The following is a 16,980-nucleotide window of genomic DNA, read 5'->3' on the forward strand; positions in this document are numbered from 1 at the left end:
CGATCGAGGCGCCCTGATGACGAGATCACCCAAGCCCGCACGACCTCAGGTCGCCTGACCCCACAACAAGATCGACCGATCCAACACGTCTCTACGCTTTCAGGGGATGGACAGGTGACAGATCCGGCTCGGGAGGTGGGTGACAGCCCGGTTAGATGATCTGTCGATGTTCGGCTCGACGGTACTGGTTGCGGTGAGGTTCCGTGGGGGCTGTTCGGGGCTGGCAGCATGGCGTGTGTGTCCTTGCGCTGATCTACCAGCACGCCAAGCAGGGATCGCGATGAGGTCATCGCGCAGGCCCTTGGGGAAGCCTTCAAGCAGGCGCGTGGACCGTAGGGCTGTGGCACGTTCGTGGCACGTGTCCTGGAACGATCACCAGGAAGACAACAGGCCCAGGACCCTGATCACAGGGCTTACCTGGGCCTTCTTGGTGGGAGCGGGCGACGGGAATCGAACCCGCGTAGCCAGTTTGGAAGACTGGGGCTCTACCATTGAGCTACGCCCGCGCGGATGCGGTGGCCCTGGTGGGGGCACCGATCGCGTTCCGTAGAGTACAGGGTTTCGGGGGTGTTCGCGTTCTCGCGGAAAATGGGCGGGGCGTTCGCTGCTGATGGGGTCTAGACTTTGCGCGTCGCCGTGACGACGGACGGGCTGTGGCGCAGTTTGGTAGCGCACTGGCTTTGGGTGCCAGGGGCCGTGGGTTCAAATCCCGCCAGCCCGACATGAGGTGAGAGGTCCTGTCTCCAGGTGGAGGCGGGGCCTCTCGCGTTGAGGAGGAGCCGTGGTCGAGGTCACCAACGTGCTGCTGTCGGGGGTCGTGGGGTCGACGGCCTACGGGCTGGCCACGCCGGAGTCGGACGTGGACAGGCTGGGGGTCTTCGCGGCGCCGACGGTGCTGTTTCACGGGTTGCGGCCGCCGACGGGGAGGCAGGCGTCGCGGGTCAGTACGGATCCGGATGTCACGCAGCATGAGGCGGGGAAGTTCGCCGCGCTGTGCCTGGGGGTCAATCCGACCGTGTCGGAGCTTCTCTGGCTGGAGGAGTACGAGGTTCGTACGGAGCTGGGGGAGCGGCTCGTCGGGATCCGGAAGGCGTTCCTGTCGGCGCAGCGGGTGCGGGACGCGTATTTCGGGTACGCGGTGTCGCAGTTCCGGAGGCTGGAGAACCGCGGGGACGGGTCGTTCTCGGCGGACACGCGCAAGCGGACGGCCAAGCACGCGCGGCATCTGGCGAGGCTGGTGCATCAGGGGCTCGGGCTCTATGCGAGTGGTGAGCTGAAGGTGCGGCTGGACGATCCGCAGTGGTTCCGGGATTTCGGGGAACGGGTCGCGCAGGGCGAGCTGAACGAGGCGCGGGGCGTGCTGGCCAAGGCGGAGGCCCGGTTCGACGAGGCTCGTACGCCGCTGCCCGAGCGGCCGGATGAGGGCGCCGTCGAGGGGTGGCTGCTCGAGGTGAGGGCGGCGTTCTTGCCCTGACACGGGGTAGTGATCTTGCCGTGGGCCGATTCGCGGCGGGGTGACAGGGGGAGAGCATGAAGGCTGTTCAGTACGCGGAGGTCGGGAGCGCGCCCGAGGTCGTGACCGTACCGGATCCGGAGCCGGGGCCCGGGCAGGTGCTGCTGAAGGTGACCGCGGCGGGGGTGTGTCATTCGGACATCGCGGTGATGAGCTGGCCCGAGACGCCCTTTCCGCTGCCGCTGACGCTGGGGCACGAGGGCGCCGGGACGGTCGAGGCCGTGGGGGAGGGCGTGACCGGGCTCGAGCTGGGTGAGTCGGTCGCGGTGTACGGGCCGTGGGGCTGCGGTACGTGCCTGATGTGCTCGCGGGGCAGCGAGAACTACTGCCTGCGGGCCGGCGAGCTGGGCATCATGCCGCCGGGCCTCGGGGCTCCGGGGGCGATCGCCGAGTACATGCTGGTGGACGATCCGCGCCATCTGGTGCCGCTGAAGGGGCTGGATCCCGTCCAGAACGTTTCGCTGACCGACGCGGGACTGACGCCGTACCACGCGATCAAGGGGGCGCTGCCGAAGCTGGTACCGGGCAGCAGCGCGGTGGTGATCGGTACGGGCGGGCTCGGGCATGTGGCCGTCCAGTTGCTGCGGGCGCTGAGCCCGGCCCGGGTGATCGCGCTGGACGTGTCGAAGGAGAAGCGGGAGCTGGCCCGCAAGGTCGGCGCGCACGAGGCGCTGCCGTCGGACGAGAGCGCGGCCGAGAAGGTACGGGGGCTGACCGGCGGCGTGGAGGCGGTGTTCGACTTCGTGGGGATCCAGCAGACCGTGGAGCTGGCGACGGCGGTCGCCGGGGTCGAGTCGGACGTGCTGCTGGTCGGTGTGGGGGGCGGCGTGGCCAAGGTCGGGTTCGGGATCGGACCGTACGACATGTCGGTACGGGCCCCCTATTGGGGGAGCCGTTCGGAGCTGATCGAGGTCCTGGAGCTGGCGCGGGCCGGCGTCGTGGACGTCCATGTCGAGACGTACGGGATCGATGAGGCGCCCAAGGCGTACGAGCGGCTGCACGCAGGGAAGATCAACGGCCGGGCGGTGATCCTGCCGAACGGATGAGTGGAACGAATCATTCCGTTCTGATATAGTGGTCCTACCGATCAAGGGAAGGGCCGCACATGTCTGATTTTCCGGTACTCGACCGTTCGCACGAGATCCTGCGCGAGGTCGTCGCGAACCTGACGGCGGCCGACCTGGGCCTGCCGACGCCGTGCGAGCAGTGGACGGTGGCGCAGGTGCTGCAGCACGCGGCCGGTGACCAGGTCGGATACGCGTCCAAGATCACCGGAGGGGCGGGCCCGGCGGACGACCCGTTCGATCCCTCGGGCACGCTCGACGGGGAGCCGATGGAGCTGCTGGCGCCCGCTCTGGAGGCTGCGGCGAGCGCCTGGGCCACGGTCGAGCCGGGCTCCGAAGTGACCACGCCGCTGCCGATCGGGCCGCTCAGCGCGGAGATCGGCGCGGCCTGCTGCGCGCTGGACGCTGCCGTGCACGCATGGGACATCGCCAAGGCCACCGGGCAGCCGTCGCCGCTGACTCCGGAGCTGGCGCGCGAGTTGATGCCGGCGGCCAAGGTGACCGACCCGCTGCGCCAGTACGGGGTGTACGCGCCGGTCGTCGACGCAGAGCCCGGCGACGACGATGTGGCCGCGCTGCTGCGTTTCCTGGGCCGCCGCCCCTAAGAAGGACCCGGCTTGACCGGTGTTGTGGCCAGGTTGCCCGCGCGGACCTCGTCCAGGACGGTGGAGACGGTGCCCACCACCTCGGCGAGGCCCGCGCGCAGGTCATCGGCGGACGCGCGGTGGGCCTCCGGGGCGATCCCGGCCGACTCCAGGAGGGCCAAAGGTTCTGACAGCTGGTCCTCCACCCAGCCGATCGGGTCCCGGGTCAGTTCGTCGACGAAGGTCCGCGTGCCGGGCTCGTTGTCGCGCATACCCGGGTGGAAGTGCATGCGGTCCTTGGTGCCCGGCCCGCCCGCGGCGGTCTCCAGGAGGTCGATGCGGAAGACCGCCTGATCGGCCACGATCTTCTGGGATGCGCTGTTGGAGCCGCGCCACGGCTCGGGCGCGAGCAGGCGCAGCTCGATCCGCACGCCGCGCTCGCGGCCGCCGCGGACCGGATCGGGATCGACCAGGAAGACATCCTCGACCGTCACGCCGATACTTCCGAAACAGAACACCCGTAGCACGCCTGCTCCTTTCGCCCGGTATTCCGGACGATACGCCGGGAAATCAAGCAAGCAAGTCGCGCGCGGTACGGGCCGCTTGGGAGATCGCCTGTTCCAGCCGTTCGGGACGGCGGCCGCCCGCGTTCGCGACCCGGCCCTTGCCGCCCGCGCCGCCGTGACCTGCCGGATCAGCTCGCGATGCCGGTCCAGCTCAGGCCAGGTGCCGCCCAGGGTGTCGACCACGCGCGCGGTGAGCGCGGACAGCGCCGGGCCCTCGACGCCGAGGACCCGCGCGTGCCGTACGGCGCGCCGCATCAGCCGGCGCAGCACGTAGCCGCGCCCGTCCGGGGACGGCAGCACGCCGTCGGCGATCAGGAACGCCGCCGAGCGCGCGTGCTCGGCCGCCACCCGGAACGACGTGGACGCCTCGCTCCCGTCCCGTCCCGGATACGCGCGTCCCGCCAGTTCCTGTACGAGGCGCAGCGCGGGGCCGACCAGGTCGGTCTCGCACAGCGTGTCCACGCCCTGCAGGATCGCGGCGAGCCGGTCCAGCCCGAGGCCGGTGTCGATGCTCCGCGCCGGCAGCTCGCCGACGATCGGATAGCCCTCCTTCGCGGGCCCCTCGCCCCGGACGTTCTGCATGAAGACGAGGTTCCAGATCTCCAGGTAGCGCTCCCCGTTCACCGCCGGGCCGCCCTCGGGCCCGAACGCCGGGCCGCGGTCGTAGTGCAGCTCCGACGACGGCCCGCACGGCCCCGGAACGCCCATCGACCAGTAGTTGTCGGCCATTCCGAGCCGCTGGATCCGGGACGCGGGGACGCCGATCCGCCGCCAGTGCCGTTCCGCCTCCTCGTCGTCGAGATAGACGGTCGCCCACAGCCGTTCCGGGTCGAGCCCGAACCCTTCGGTGAGCAGCTCCCAGGCCCAGCCGATCGCCTCTTCCTTGAAGTAGTCGCCGAACGAGAAACCGCCGAGCATCTCGAAGAACGTCGAGTGCCTCGTCGTACGGCCGACGTTGTCGATATCGGACGTCCGCGCGCATTTCTGCACCGACGTCGCGCGGCGGTACCCGGGCACCGACTGCCCGAGGAAGTACGGCTTGAACTGGTCCATCCCCGCGCCGGTCAGCAGCAGCGTGGGATCGGACGGGACGAGCGGGCTGGACGGCACGACGCGATGCCCGCGCGCGGAGAAGAAGTCGAGAAAGGTCGTGCGGATGTCAGTCGAGCGCATGGAAAGGCCTCACGAGGACGAAGGGACGACGGCGCACACCGCCGAGCCGGACCGCGCACGGCTGCGCGTTCTCCGGCTCGGCGCGGCTAGCTCGCCGCCCCACCTCGTGAAGGGCCATGCGTCCCAAAGTACCTCGCGCCCAGGGCTGCGAGCAGCCCGTTTAACGGGTCACCATTTGTAGTCGAGGAACTTGCCGTCGAAGGTGACCACGACGCGGTCCCCGTCCGGGTCGGGGCGCCGGGCGACGTCCACCCGGAAGTTGATGGCGCTCATGATCCCGTCGCCGAACTCCTCGTGGATGAGCTCCTTGAGCGCGGGGCCGTACACCGACAGCGCCTCGGCGAAGCGGTAGATCGTGGGGTCGGCCATCAGCGCGGGATCGGAGCCGCGCGACGGCTGGAGCCGCAGGCTCTCGGCGACCGTCTCGTCGAGTTCGAGCAGCCGGCAGGCGGCTTCGGCCTGCTCCCGCGCCATCGGGTGCTGGCCGAGCAGGGCCGCGGTGGCCCAGACGGCCGGGGCGCCGATCTCCTCGGCGATCCGCGACCAGGTCAGGCCGAGCCGGATCCGGGCGGCGACCACCAGGGCGGCGGCCTCGGACTTGCTCATGATCGGGGTCATGCTGACGCTCCTCGGAATCGGGTTCCTCGCCGGCCCGCCGGACGGACGCCGGCGCCGGCTCCTCACGGTCGACGCACGCGGTCCCCGGATCGAGACGGGCGCGTTACGTCCATGTAACAGCCGGAAAACGGACATGCCGCGGGCGAGTGAGTACCCGGTGATCCAATCCTTCCGGCCATGTCACACAACGGACATGTTCCCTGCTCAGACTCGACCGGACGGCCACGGCTCACGGCACTGAGGACGCCCCCCCGCCCGTTCGCGGCGTATTGCGGCTCCCCTTACCAAGGAGAGATTCCATGTCCTATCTGAGTCCGGCAGAGTTCTCCAGGAAGATGGTGGACGCGGGCGAGTCCAAGGTCTTCATGTCCACCCGCGACACCCTGATCCGCGCGTACATGGCCGGTGCCATCCTGGCGCTGGCCGCGGCGTTCGCGGTCACGGTCAGCGTGCAGACCGGCGAGCCGCTCCTGGGGGCCATGCTCTTCCCGGTCGGGTTCTGCCTGCTGTACCTGATGGGGTTCGACCTGCTGACCGGTGTCTTCACCCTGGTCCCCCTCGCGCTGATCGACCGGCGGCCGGGCGTCACGGTGCGCTCGATGCTGCGCAACTGGGGCCTGGTCTTCCTCGGCAACTTCGGCGGTGCGTTCACCGTCGCGCTGATGATGGCGGTGGTCTTCACCTTCGGCTTCTCGACGAGCCCGGACGAGGTCGGCCGTGCCATCGGCACGATCGGCGAGAGCCGGACGGTCGGCTACGCCGACCACGGCGCCGCCGGGATGCTGACCCTGTTCATCCGCGGCGTGCTGTGCAACTGGATGGTCTCCACCGGCGTCGTCGCCGCGATGATGTCGAACTCGGTGACGGGCAAGGTGCTCGGCATGTGGATGCCCGTCATGGTCTTCTTCTACATGGGCTTCGAGCACTCGATCGTGAACATGTTCCTGTTCCCGTCCGGCCTGATGCTCGGCGGCGACTTCTCGGTCGGGGACTACCTGGTGTGGAACGAGATCCCCACCCTCGTTGGCAACGTGGTCGGCGGCCTGACCTTCGTGGGGCTCACGCTGTACGCGACGCACGCCCGTACCGGTGCGACCCGCGGCCGCCCGGTGGTGGAGCCCCAGGAGTCCAAGGAGCAGGTGGAGGCCAAGGAGCAGGCGGAACCCCAGGAGCGGCAGGACCAGGAGGCCGCCCTGACGGGCAAGGTGAACGCCTGACGCGCGCCTGCGCCTGCTCCGCCTCTTACGCCTGCTCTGCCTGCGACTCCGCCTTCGCGTCGTAGGCGGAGCGGGCCTCGTCGATCTGCTCGACGTGGGCCTCGGCCCACGTCATGAACGCGCCGGCGGCCTCCAGCAGGGTCTTGCCGAGCGGGGTGAGCGCGTAGTCCACGCGCGGCGGCATCACCGGATACATCTTCCGGGTCAGGACGCCGTCGCGTTCCAGATTGCGCAGCGTGACCGTCAGCATGCGCTGGCTGATGCCGTCGATCTCGCGCCGCAACTGCCCGAACCGCAGCGTGCGCTCGCCGAGCACCGCGATCACCTGGAGCGACCATTTGTCGCCGACCCGGTCCAGGACCTCGCGGCCCCGGCAGGTGGACGGGATCGCCTGGAGGCCGGGGGGCGTGCTGAGCTGCATGGTTATCTCCACATCACCAGGGCAGTCGAAAGTGCCTTCTTGTGGACCCGGCGGGGCCCCGCACAGGATGAGGACAGTTCCCTTCAGGAACCTGCTTACCCCGCATAACCACTCAAGGAGACACCATGAAGACCGCCGCTGTCGAGATCCCCGGCTACGTCGCCGGCACCTGGACGATCGACCCGACCCACTCCAACGTCGGCTTCACCATCCGCCACCTGATGCTCAGCAAGGTCCGCGGCCGGTTCGGCGCGTTCGAGGGACGGCTGGTGACGGGCGAGGACCCGCTGGACTCGGAGGTGACCGCGACCATCGACCTCGCCTCGATCGACACCGGCAACGAGACGCGGGACACGCACGTCCGGTCGGCGGACTTCCTGGACGTCGAGAAGTACCCGAGCATGACGTTCCGTTCCACCGGCGTCCGGGCCGGGGACGGCGGCTTCGTCCTGGACGGCGAGCTGTCGCTGCACGGGGTGACCAAGCCCGTCGCGCTGGACCTGGAGATCGACGGGTTCGGCCCGGACCTGTTCCGTACGGACGACCCGTTCAAGGGGGCCCGCGCGGGCTTCACCGCTTCGGGGACGGTCAACCGGCTGGAGTTCGGGGTCGGCGACGGCGCCACGATCCCGGGCGGCGGGCTCGGCCTCGGCGACAAGATCCAGATCGTGCTGGAGATCGAGGCGGTGCTGGAGACCGGCGACACCGCGTGAGTACGCGCGGGCGAGGGCCGGGCCAGGGGCGGACGCCCCGACCGGCCCTCGCGGCCGTTCAGCGGAGGACGCCGGCCAGGTCGACGAGCGTGGTGATCCGGGTGACGTCGAGGGAGCCCGAGAAGGCGCCCCGCGTACGGTCCAGCCAGATGCCCCGCAGCCCGGCCGCCTGAGCGCCCTGCGCGTCGGTGCTCAGCCGGTCGCCGACATAGGCGGTACGGGCGGGCGCGACGCCGAGCGCCTCGCAGGCCAGCAGGAAGATCTCCGGAGCGGGCTTGGCGATGCCCGCCTCCTCGGAGGCGATGACCTGCGGAAAACGGTCGGCCAGCCCGATCCGGCGCAGCTTGTCGCGCTGGAGGTCGCCGTCGCCGTTGGTGATGATCCCCATCGGCAGCGCGCAGGCGTCCAGGCAGGCCACCACGTCCGGGAAGAGCCGCCAGCCCTTCTCGTAGTGCCGGATGTAGGAGGCGATCCAGGCGTCGGCGCGGGCCGCCTCCCAGTCACCCAGGCCGAGCTCGGCCGCCAGCATGGTGATCCGGACCCGGCGCTGCTCGTCCAGGTCGAGCTCGCCGCTCAGGTAGCGCGGGTAGACCAGCTCCATCAGCTCGCTCCAGCGGCGCGCGACGTACGCGGCGTCGCTGTCCGGGAACGACGCGACGACCGCCGCCGACGCCGCGCTCGAATGGTCCAGGAGCGTGTCGTCCAGGTCGAACAGCACGGCCTCGATCATGTGCCCGCCTCGCTGCCCGCGTTCGTGAGGAAGCCGAGGAGGGCGGCGGTCAGCTCGGCCGGGGCGTCCTCCTGGACGAGATGCCCCGCCCCGTCGATCAGTCGCAGCCGGGCACCGGGGATCGCCGCGGCCAGCTCGTGTCCCTTGGCCACCGGGATCCAGGCGTCGCCCGTACCCCAGCACACCAGAACGGGCAGGTCGATCTCGCCGTACCGGCCCTGGACCTCGTCGGTGTACCGCTGGTCGGCCTGCGCGATCTGGCGGTAGAACGCGGGCTGCCCGTCGGTGCCGAGCCAGGGTTCGACGAGGGCGTCCAGCGTCGCCGGGTGCAGGCCGGGCCCGCCCGTGGTGGTGATGTACTCGCGGACGAGCGCGCGATGCAGGTTGGACGGGAGCCGCCCGAACACCTCCGCGCTCTCGTTGACCAGCCGGAAGAACGGCGAGCCCCACGGCGCGAGGGCGACCGGATCGACCAGGGCGAGGCGCCGGTAGCGGGCGCCGTGCAGCAGGTGGGCCCGCAGTGCGACCGCGCCGCCGAAGTCATGCGCGACGACGTTCGGCTCGTCCAGCCCCCAATGGTCGAGGAGTTCCGCGAACACACGGCCTTGCGCGGCCAGGGAGACGTCCTGCCCGTCCGACTTCTCCGACGTTCCGTACCCGGGCATGTCCCACACGTGCACCCGGTAGCGGGTCGCCAGGGCGGGCCCGATGTGCCGCCACACGTACGAGGAGAACGGCGTGCCGTGCAGCAGGACGAGCGGCTCGCCGTCCTCCTCGCCGAAGGCGCTCCACCGGATCTCGCCGGAGCCGCTCGCGTACGTCCGGTCCAGTTTCCAATCGCTCAACGCGGCCTCCCTGTTGCGCTGCTTCGGCCTGTGCGTTCGGCCTGTGCGTTCGGCCGTACGAGCGATTGTTCCAGTCCGGTCGCGAGGGCCCCGGCGAGGGGAGCGGCCGTCAATGCCGGTCGTCAGTGCCGGTCGTCAGCGCCGGCCGTTGCGGATCGCGGTGATCAGCTCACCTCCGCTCGTGTCGCCGCTCAGCTCCCAGAAGAAGGAGCCGCCCAGGCCCTGGCTCGCGGCGTACGCCATCTTGCCGCCGATCGTGGCCGGGGTGTCGTAGCTCCACCACTGGTCACCGCACTTGGCGTACGCGGTGCCGCCGACCGTCCCGGTGGCGGGGCAGCGGGTCTTGAGGACCTTGTAGTCCTCGATGCCCGCCTCGTACGTCCCGGGCGCGGCCCCGGTCGCCGAGCCGCCGGGCGCGCTCTGCGTGACGCCCCGCCAGCCGCGGCCGTAGAACCCGATGCCGAGCAGCAGCTTGCTCGCCGGGACGCCCTTGGCCTTGAGCTTCTGGATCGCGGCGTCGGAGTGGAAGCCCTGGATCGGGATGCCGTCGTACGAGCGCAGCGGCGAGTGCGGAGCCGTCGGCCCGTCGGCGTCCCAGGCACCGAAGAAGTCGTACGTCATCGGCAGGTACCAGTCGACGTACCGTGCCGCGCCCGCGTAGTCGGCCGCGTCGATCTTGCCTCCGGCGGTGCCGTCGGCGGTGATCGCGGCGGTGACCAGGTTGGACGAGCCGAACCGGGTACGCAGCGCCGACATCAGGGTGGGGAACGCGGCGGGCCCGCTGGTGTCGCAGGTCAGCCCGCAGGCGTTCGGGTACTCCCAGTCGATGTCGATGCCGTCGAACACGTCCGCCCAGCGCGGGTCCTCGACCAGGTCGTGGCAGGACTCGGCGAACGCGGCCGGGTTGGCGGTGGCCTGGCCGAAGCCGCCCGACCAGGTCCAGCCCCCGAAGGACCAGATGACCTTCAGGTGCGGGTGCTTGCGCTTCAGCTTGCGCAGCTGGTTGAAGCTGCCGCGCAGGGCGCCGGCGTCCCAGGTGTCGGCCTGGCCGTCCACGCTCTCGGACGCCTGGTAGAAGCGGTCGTAGTCGGCGTAGGCGTCGCCGATGGTGCAGCGCCCGTTCTGGACGTTGCCGAACGCGTAGTTGATGTGGGTGAGCTTGGCGGCCGACCCGCTGGTGTCGATGTTCTTGACGTGGTAGCCGCGCTGGTAGACGCCCCACTGCGCGAAGTACCCGATGACCTTGTCACCGGGCGCGGCGGCGGTCGTGGATGGGGGAGTCGCGGATTCGGCGGATGGGGTGGATGGGGTGGTGGCGGATGTGGCGGGAGCTTGCGGCGCCATCAGCAGCGCCGTGGTGGCCGCGATCGTGATCGCGACGACCCGTCGTGCCCTTCCTCTGGTTCGTGCCTTCCCTCTGGACTGTGCCTTCCCTCTGGACATGAGTTCTCCGTTCAGCTCGGCCCCCGAACCTCACAACAGAACCCCGCTCTTAGGAAAGTTTCCTAATAATTAGAGGAGTTGGCAAGACCCCATCGGGTGCCGTTCCCCGGTCGTTCTCCCGGTCGTCCCCCGCCGCTCCTCAGGCGCTCCTCAGGTGCTCCTCAGGCGCCGCCGAACCAGCCCGGCACGTCCAGCCGGAAGAAGTCCTCGGGGGTGATGCTGCGCAGGTCCTCTTCGAGTGCCCGCAGCCGTTCCGGGCCCAGGTCGTCGGCCCAGCGGGCCCTGATCCGGTCGAACGCGGCGCCCGAGCGGGCCAGCGAGTCGGTACCGCGCGCGGTGAGCCGGACGATCTTGCGGCGGGCGTCCCGGGGATCGGAGCCGCGCTCCACGTACCCCATCCGTTCCAGCGACTCGACCGTCTTGCCGGCGGCCTGCTTGGAGACGCCCAGGCGCTGGCCGAGTTCGGCGGCGGTCGTGCCGTCCGGCCCGATCGCCTGGAACACGAAGCCGTGCATCGGCCGCAGGTCGGGGTGCCCGGCCTGGGCCAGTTCGGCGTGCACCTCGTCGATCGCCGCACGGAACACCATCAGCATCCGCAGCGGCAGTTCGAAGCCCATGCCGGGTTCGCTTGACATTAAAGACAACCTCATTGACTATTGGGCCATATCGACAACCACGTTGACCATCTTAGCGAAGGAATGACGATGACACTGATCCGCCATGCCGACTGCCGCCGTACCGAGACGCCCAACGGGGTCATGACCACGCTGGCCTCGCCCACCCAGGGAGATGCCGGGACGGCCGTCTGGCGCGTGGACATGCTGCCCGGACGCACCGGGCCGCTGCACACCTTCGACACCGAGCAGGTGTGGAGCTGCCTGGACGGCGGCGCGACCATCGACCTCGGCGGGCGCGGCCTCACCGTCGGGCCGGGCGACACCGTCGTCATGCCCGCCGGAGTGCCCCGCCAGGTGACCACCGGCGCCGAGGGCGGCTTCGTCGCCGTCGTCACCGCGCCGGGCGGCAGCCGGGTCTACAACCCCGAAGGCGCCGCGGACGACCCGTGCGACATCGCGCCCAAGGGCGACGAGCGCCTCGTCCCCCCATGGATCCGCTGACCGCTCCCGTCGACTCGTGGCGTGTTCGCCTCCACGGGCGGCGCCAGAGGCGAACACGCCACAAGTCAACGGGAAGGCGTGCCGTCAGGTGCCCAGGTAGGCGAGCACGGCGAGCACCCGCCGGTTGTCGTCCCCGGACGGCGGCAGGCCGAGCTTGCCGAAGATGTTGTTGGTGTGCTTGCTGATGGCCTTCTCGGTCACGAACAGCGCGGCCGCGATCGCCGCGTTGGAACGGCCCTCGGCCATCAGCCCGAGCACCTCGCGCTCGCGGGGGGTCAGCGACTGCAGCGGCTCCTCGCGGGCGTGCCGGGTGAGCAGCTGGGCGACCACGTCCGGATCGAGCGCGGTACCGCCGGCGGCCACCCGCCGTACCGCGTCCACGAACTGCCCGACCTCCGACACCCGGTCCTTGAGCAGGTAGCCGATCCCGCCGGTGCTGTCGGACAGCAGCTCCCGCGCGTACAGCTGCTCGACATGCTGGGAGAGCACCAGCACCGGCAGCCCGGGGATCTCCTTGCGGGCCTCGAGCGCCGCCTTGAGCCCCTCGTCGGTGAACGTGGGCGGCAGCCGTACGTCCACCACCGCCACGTCGGGACGGTGCGTGGTCAGCGCGCGCAGCAGCGAGGGCCCGTTGTCGACCGCCTCGACCACCTCGAACCTGAACGCCTCCAGGAGGCGGATCAACCCGTCCCGGAGGAGGGCGAGGTCCTCGGCGATGACAACGCGCACGGCAGCTCCATGGTCACGATGGTGGGCCCGCCCTGCGGGCTCGTGACCGCCATCGTCCCATCGAACGCGGCCAGCCTGCGCTCGATCCCGCGCATGCCGCTGCCCCGGGACGGGTCCGCGCCGCCCACCCCGTCATCGCCCACCATCATCACCAGCCGGCCGGCGGAGTACTCGATCTGGATCCACGCCCGCCCCGAGCCGCTGTGCTTGACGATGTTGGCCAGCATCTCGGCGACCGCGAAGTACGCCGCCGACTCCACCGGGGCACTCGGCCGTCCCGGCAGATCGATCCGCACGTCCACCGGCAGCGGCACCGACAGGGCCAGTGCTCGTACGGCGCCGTCTACTCCCCGTTCGGCCAGCACCGGCGGATGGATGCCGCGGACCAGGTCGCGCAGCTCGGTGAGCGCCTTCCCGCCGGCCTCGCGCGCCTCCGCCAGCAGCTCGCTCGCCGCCTTCGGATCGTGCTTCATCAGCTCCTCGGCCAGCCCGATGTTCATGCTGAGCGCCACCAGCCGCGCCTGCGCCCCGTCGTGCAGGTCCCGCTCGATGCGGCGCAGCTCGGCCGCCGAGGCGTCCACGGTCTCCGAACGGGTCTCGGTCAGCTCCCGAACGCGCTCGGCCAGTGCCGTACGGGCGGGGGCCAGGAGCGTCCGGGAGAACAGCGCGTGCCCCTTGAGGATCCTCGCCCCGACCGGGAACGAGACCGCCGTGAGCGCCGCGCCGAGCACCATCGGCGCCACGATGCCGATCGGGCCCCAGGCCTCCAGTGGCCAGAACGGGCCCCAGCCGTAGAAGGTGATCTGGCCGAGCCAGGGCGCGAGGAAGATGCCCTCGAGCCCGTACACGAAGAGAGCGGCGGGCAGCAGGCCCAGGAGCAGCCCGACCGGGATGTTCACCAGCGTCCACAGCAGGTCGCGCCACGTCGCCGGGTCGCTGAGCAGCCACCACAGCCGGCGGAACGGGCCGCCTCCGGCCGGCTCCGGCCGGTACGGAACGGGGATCGGCACGCCCGACCACTCGGCCGCCCACAGGCGCTGCGTGTTGGTCAGCGCGCGCATGGCCTGGACGACGACGGGCACCAGCAGGATCCCGATACCGAGCGGGATGAACGCGATCGACAGCACCAGCAGGATGAACAGCGGGATGCACACCGCCTGCGCCAGCACCACCTGGACCAGCCCTCGCAGGCAGGTCAGGAGCCCGGCCCGAACGAACGCGCCGCCCCGCTCGTCATCGACCATCGGTGCCTCCCGGATCTCCCCTGAACGGCGGGCAAGGGCACCGCCGTCCCCTCATTGTGGCCGGGCCCGGCGGTGACCTCAGGGGTGCTAGGCCCACTTCCCGAGGGGTGTGGGGCCCCGGCTTTACGCACCAGGTTCGCCGCTGAGGCGACAAGCGGCCCCGTTCCCTGGACAATGCTGGGGCTACACAACAGGGGAGAAAGCGAATCCAGATCGTGACCGCATCCACAAGCCAGACACCTGCAACAGGCCCCGCCGAGGGCGACGCCGTCGTACCGATCACCGAGCGGATCGCGACGGAACTCGCCGTCCGCGAGGGCCAGGTACGGGTCGCCGTCGACCTGCTCGACGGCGGCGCCACGGTGCCGTTCATCGCCCGATACCGCAAGGAGGCCACCGGAGCGCTCGACGACGAACAGCTCCGCGCGCTCGAGGAGCGGCTGCGCTACCTGCGCGAGCTGGACGAGCGGCGCGCCGCGATCCTGGAGTCCATCGAGTCCCAGGGCAAGCTCACCGCCGAGCTGCGCGCCCGGATCACCGAGGCCGAGTCCAAGGCCCGGCTGGAAGACATCTACCTGCCGTACAAGCCCAAGCGCCGTACCAAGGCCCAGATCGCCCGCGAGGCCGGGCTGGAGCCGCTGGCCGAGCTGCTGCTGGCCGATCCCTCGCACGACCCGCAGGCCGCCGCCACGCCGTACGTCGACGCCGACAAGGGCGTCGCCGATCCGGCCGCCGCGCTGGAGGGCGCCCGATCGATCCTGATCGAGCGGTTCGCCGAGGACGCCGACCTGATCGGCGGCCTGCGCGAGCGGATGTGGAACCGGGGCCGGATGGTCTCGCGCGTGCGGGAGGGCAAGCAGGAGGCGGGGGCGAAGTTCTCCGACTACTTCGAGTTCGCCGAGCCGTTCGCCAAGCTGCCCTCGCACCGCGTGCTCGCGCTGCTGCGCGGCGAGAAGGAGGAGGTCCTCGACCTCGACCTGGAACCGGAGGAGGAACCCGAGGCCGGCGCGCGCAGCTCGTACGAGATCGAGATCGCCCGCCGGTTCGACGTCGCCGACCGGGGCCGGCCGGCCGACAAGTGGCTGGCCGAGGTGGTCCGCTGGGCCTGGCGCACCCGCATCCTGGTGCACCTCGGCATCGACCTGCGGACCCGGCTGCGGCAGGAGGCCGAGGACGAGGCCGTCCGGGTGTTCGCCGCGAACCTGCGCGACCTGCTGCTGGCCGCACCCGCCGGCAGCCGCACCACGATGGGCCTGGACCCCGGCCTGCGCACCGGCGTCAAGGTGGCGATCGTGGACGCCACCGGCAAGGCGGTGGCCACCGACACGATCTTCCCGCACGAGCCCCGGCGGCGCTGGGACGAGTCGATCGAGACGTTGGCGAAGCTCGCCCGTGAGCACAATGTGGACCTGGTCAGCATCGGCAACGGCACCGCGTCCCGGGAGACCGACAAGCTCGCCGCCGACCTGATCGCGCGCCATCCGGACCTCGAGCTCACCAAGATCATGGTGTCCGAGGCGGGCGCGTCGGTGTACTCGGCCTCGGCCTACGCCACCCGCGAGCTGCCCGGCATGGACGTCTCGCTGCGCGGCGCGGTCTCGATCGCCCGCCGGCTGCAGGACCCGCTGGCCGAGCTGGTCAAGATCGACCCCAAGTCCATCGGGGTCGGCCAGTACCAGCACGACCTGTCGGAACTGAAGCTGTCGCGCTCGCTGGACGCCGTCGTCGAGGACGCGGTGAACGCGGTCGGCGTGGACGTGAACACCGCGTCCGCGCCCCTGCTGACCCGCGTGTCGGGCATCGCCGAGGGACTGGCGGAGAACATCGTCGCCCACCGCGACGCCAACGGCCCGTTCCGCTCCAGGACCGGGCTCAAGGAGGTCCCGCGGCTCGGGCCCAAGGCGTTCGAGCAGTGCGCGGGCTTCCTGCGCATCCCCGGCGGCGAGGACCCGCTGGACGCCTCCAGCGTGCACCCCGAGGCGTACCCGGTGGCCCGCCGGATCGTCGCGGCGGGCGGCGGCGACATCCGCACCCTGATCGGCAACACGGGCGTGCTGCGCGCGCTGCGGCCGGCCGAGTTCGTGGACGACACGTTCGGGCTGCCGACCGTGACCGACATCCTGGCCGAGCTGGAGAAGCCCGGCCGCGACCCGCGTCCGGCGTTCAAGACCGCGACCTTCAAGGAGGGCGTGGACAAGCTCTCCGACCTGGAGCCCGGCATGCTCCTGGAGGGCGTCGTGACCAACGTCGCGGCGTTCGGCGCGTTCGTGGACGTCGGCGTGCATCAGGACGGTCTCGTGCACATCTCGGCGATGTCGAACAAGTACGTCGAGGACCCGCGCGAGGTCGTCAAGCCCGGCGACATCGTCCGCGTCAAGGTGCTGGAGGTCGACCTGCCGCGCAAGCGGATCTCGCTGACGCTGCGCCTGGACGAGGAGGCCCAGGCGGGCGGCGGCAACGGCGAGCGCGGCGAGCGCGGCCGTGGCGAGTCCCGTCCCCGCCAGCCGCGCAAGGACGGCGGCGGCCAGGGCGGTCGCGGCGGCCAGGGCCAGAGCGGCCAAGGCGGTCAGGGCGGCCGTGGCGGTCAAGGTGCTCAGGCCGGTCGCGGTGGCCAAGGCGCTCAGAGCGGCCAGGGTGCCCAGGGCGGCGGCCGAGGTGGCCAAAGCGGCCAGGGCAGCGGTCAGGGCGGCCAGGGCGGCGGTCGAGGCGGTCAGGGCGGCGGCGGTCAGTCCGGGCGTGGTGGCCAGAGTGATCGTGGCGGGTCGGGCGGCGGCAACAGCGCCATGGCCGACGCGCTGCGCCGCGCGGGCCTCGACCAGGGCCTGCCCAGCAAGAAGGGCAAGCGCCGCTAGCGCGGCGACACCCGCTCAGCCCGTTGACTCGTGGCGTGTTCGCCTCTGGCCATGGGTGGTCTCTAGTGTCTGTTGCAACGAGGTCTTTGAAAGGATCTTGTTGTGCCAGGACGTCGTCTTACCAGTGCCGAGCGTGCGCAGATCGAGGTG

At 70.8% G+C, this 16,980-nt stretch carries 16 protein-coding genes and 2 tRNA genes; 8 read left to right on the top strand and 10 right to left on the bottom strand.

Going from position 1 to position 16,980, the window contains the following annotated elements; all coding sequences use genetic code 11:
* Nucleotides 1-435 precede the first annotated feature (435 nt).
* A tRNA-Gly gene (locus ACH34Q_RS32345) sits at nucleotides 436-506 on the bottom strand.
* Nucleotides 507-647: 141 nt separating this feature from the next.
* Between ACH34Q_RS32345 and ACH34Q_RS32350 the strand changes: the two genes are divergently transcribed.
* The 4 genes from ACH34Q_RS32350 (at nucleotide 648) to ACH34Q_RS32365 (ending at nucleotide 3,182) form a co-directional block, all read left to right on the top strand.
* Nucleotides 648-721, top strand: a tRNA-Pro gene (locus ACH34Q_RS32350).
* A 60-nt stretch (nucleotides 722-781) separates the two neighbouring features.
* Nucleotides 782-1,474 carry a DNA polymerase beta superfamily protein gene (locus ACH34Q_RS32355; protein WP_395986912.1) on the top strand — a complete coding sequence of 231 codons (693 nt, stop codon included), beginning with the start codon at nucleotides 782-784 and terminating at the stop codon, nucleotides 1,472-1,474.
* 56 nt (nucleotides 1,475-1,530) lie between these two features.
* Nucleotides 1,531-2,559 (top strand): NAD(P)-dependent alcohol dehydrogenase, encoded by a 1,029-nt coding sequence (locus tag ACH34Q_RS32360; RefSeq protein ID WP_395986913.1) that lies wholly within the window; start codon nucleotides 1,531-1,533, stop codon nucleotides 2,557-2,559.
* Between the two features lie 59 nt (nucleotides 2,560-2,618).
* Nucleotides 2,619-3,182 (top strand): TIGR03086 family metal-binding protein, encoded by a 564-nt coding sequence (locus tag ACH34Q_RS32365; RefSeq protein ID WP_395986914.1) that lies wholly within the window; start codon nucleotides 2,619-2,621, stop codon nucleotides 3,180-3,182.
* Here the strand turns inward: ACH34Q_RS32365 and ACH34Q_RS32370 are convergent.
* Nucleotides 3,179-4,900: an alanine--tRNA ligase-related protein gene (locus ACH34Q_RS32370; protein ID WP_395986915.1), complete on the bottom strand. Its 1,722-nt coding sequence runs from the start codon at nucleotides 4,898-4,900 to the stop codon at nucleotides 3,179-3,181. The genes ACH34Q_RS32365 and ACH34Q_RS32370 overlap by 4 nt on opposite strands.
* A gap of 168 nt (nucleotides 4,901-5,068) precedes the next feature.
* A complete protein-coding gene (gene cynS / locus ACH34Q_RS32375) occupies nucleotides 5,069-5,518 on the bottom strand; it encodes a cyanase (RefSeq protein WP_395986916.1) in 450 nt (149 codons plus the stop codon).
* A 299-nt stretch (nucleotides 5,519-5,817) separates the two neighbouring features.
* Between cynS and ACH34Q_RS32380 the strand changes: the two genes are divergently transcribed.
* A complete protein-coding gene (locus tag ACH34Q_RS32380) occupies nucleotides 5,818-6,735 on the top strand; it encodes a formate/nitrite transporter family protein (RefSeq protein WP_395986917.1) in 918 nt (305 codons plus the stop codon).
* 25 nt (nucleotides 6,736-6,760) lie between these two features.
* On the opposite strand, the gene ACH34Q_RS32385 is transcribed toward ACH34Q_RS32380, so the two are convergent.
* A complete protein-coding gene (locus ACH34Q_RS32385) occupies nucleotides 6,761-7,156 on the bottom strand; it encodes a winged helix-turn-helix transcriptional regulator (RefSeq protein ID WP_395986918.1) in 396 nt (131 codons plus the stop codon).
* Nucleotides 7,157-7,281: 125 nt separating this feature from the next.
* Here ACH34Q_RS32385 and ACH34Q_RS32390 point away from each other — a divergent pair, with 125 nt between their 5' ends.
* Entirely contained in the window at nucleotides 7,282-7,869 is a 588-nt protein-coding gene (locus ACH34Q_RS32390; protein WP_395986919.1) for a YceI family protein, read from the top strand.
* Nucleotides 7,870-7,927: 58 nt separating this feature from the next.
* On the opposite strand, the gene ACH34Q_RS32395 is transcribed toward ACH34Q_RS32390, so the two are convergent.
* The 4 genes from ACH34Q_RS32395 to ACH34Q_RS32410 form a co-directional block, all read right to left on the bottom strand.
* Nucleotides 7,928-8,599 carry an HAD family hydrolase gene (locus tag ACH34Q_RS32395; protein WP_395986920.1) on the bottom strand — a complete coding sequence of 224 codons (672 nt, stop codon included), beginning with the start codon at nucleotides 8,597-8,599 and terminating at the stop codon, nucleotides 7,928-7,930.
* Nucleotides 8,596-9,444: an alpha/beta fold hydrolase gene (locus ACH34Q_RS32400; RefSeq protein ID WP_395986921.1), complete on the bottom strand. Its 849-nt coding sequence runs from the start codon at nucleotides 9,442-9,444 to the stop codon at nucleotides 8,596-8,598. Before ACH34Q_RS32400 ends, ACH34Q_RS32395 begins: the two co-directional genes overlap by 4 nt.
* A gap of 135 nt (nucleotides 9,445-9,579) precedes the next feature.
* Nucleotides 9,580-10,887 (bottom strand): glycoside hydrolase family 18 protein, encoded by a 1,308-nt coding sequence (locus ACH34Q_RS32405; RefSeq protein ID WP_395986922.1) that lies wholly within the window; start codon nucleotides 10,885-10,887, stop codon nucleotides 9,580-9,582.
* Between the two features lie 161 nt (nucleotides 10,888-11,048).
* Nucleotides 11,049-11,522, bottom strand: coding sequence for a MarR family winged helix-turn-helix transcriptional regulator (locus ACH34Q_RS32410; RefSeq protein WP_395986923.1), 474 nt, complete (start codon nucleotides 11,520-11,522; stop codon nucleotides 11,049-11,051).
* A 69-nt stretch (nucleotides 11,523-11,591) separates the two neighbouring features.
* On the opposite strand from ACH34Q_RS32410, the gene ACH34Q_RS32415 reads away from it, so the two are divergent.
* A complete protein-coding gene (locus tag ACH34Q_RS32415; RefSeq protein ID WP_395986924.1) occupies nucleotides 11,592-12,005 on the top strand; it encodes a cupin domain-containing protein in 414 nt (137 codons plus the stop codon).
* A gap of 84 nt (nucleotides 12,006-12,089) precedes the next feature.
* On the opposite strand, the gene ACH34Q_RS32420 is transcribed toward ACH34Q_RS32415, so the two are convergent.
* Together ACH34Q_RS32420 and ACH34Q_RS32425 are read right to left on the bottom strand one after the other, a co-directional pair.
* Nucleotides 12,090-12,734 carry a LuxR C-terminal-related transcriptional regulator gene (locus tag ACH34Q_RS32420; RefSeq protein WP_395986925.1) on the bottom strand — a complete coding sequence of 215 codons (645 nt, stop codon included), beginning with the start codon at nucleotides 12,732-12,734 and terminating at the stop codon, nucleotides 12,090-12,092.
* Nucleotides 12,686-13,978: a sensor histidine kinase gene (locus ACH34Q_RS32425; protein ID WP_395986926.1), complete on the bottom strand. Its 1,293-nt coding sequence runs from the start codon at nucleotides 13,976-13,978 to the stop codon at nucleotides 12,686-12,688. The genes ACH34Q_RS32420 and ACH34Q_RS32425 overlap by 49 nt, the downstream gene beginning before the upstream one ends.
* A gap of 278 nt (nucleotides 13,979-14,256) precedes the next feature.
* Here ACH34Q_RS32425 and ACH34Q_RS32430 point away from each other — a divergent pair, with 278 nt between their 5' ends.
* Nucleotides 14,257-16,830: a Tex family protein gene (locus ACH34Q_RS32430; RefSeq protein ID WP_395986930.1), complete on the top strand. Its 2,574-nt coding sequence runs from the start codon at nucleotides 14,257-14,259 to the stop codon at nucleotides 16,828-16,830.
* The last annotated feature ends 150 nt before the right edge of the window (nucleotides 16,831-16,980 follow it).

Origin of the sequence: Actinomadura sp. 9N407 (genome assembly GCF_044326315.1) — a bacterium.
Classification (GTDB): Bacteria; Actinomycetota; Actinomycetes; order Streptosporangiales; family Streptosporangiaceae; genus Spirillospora.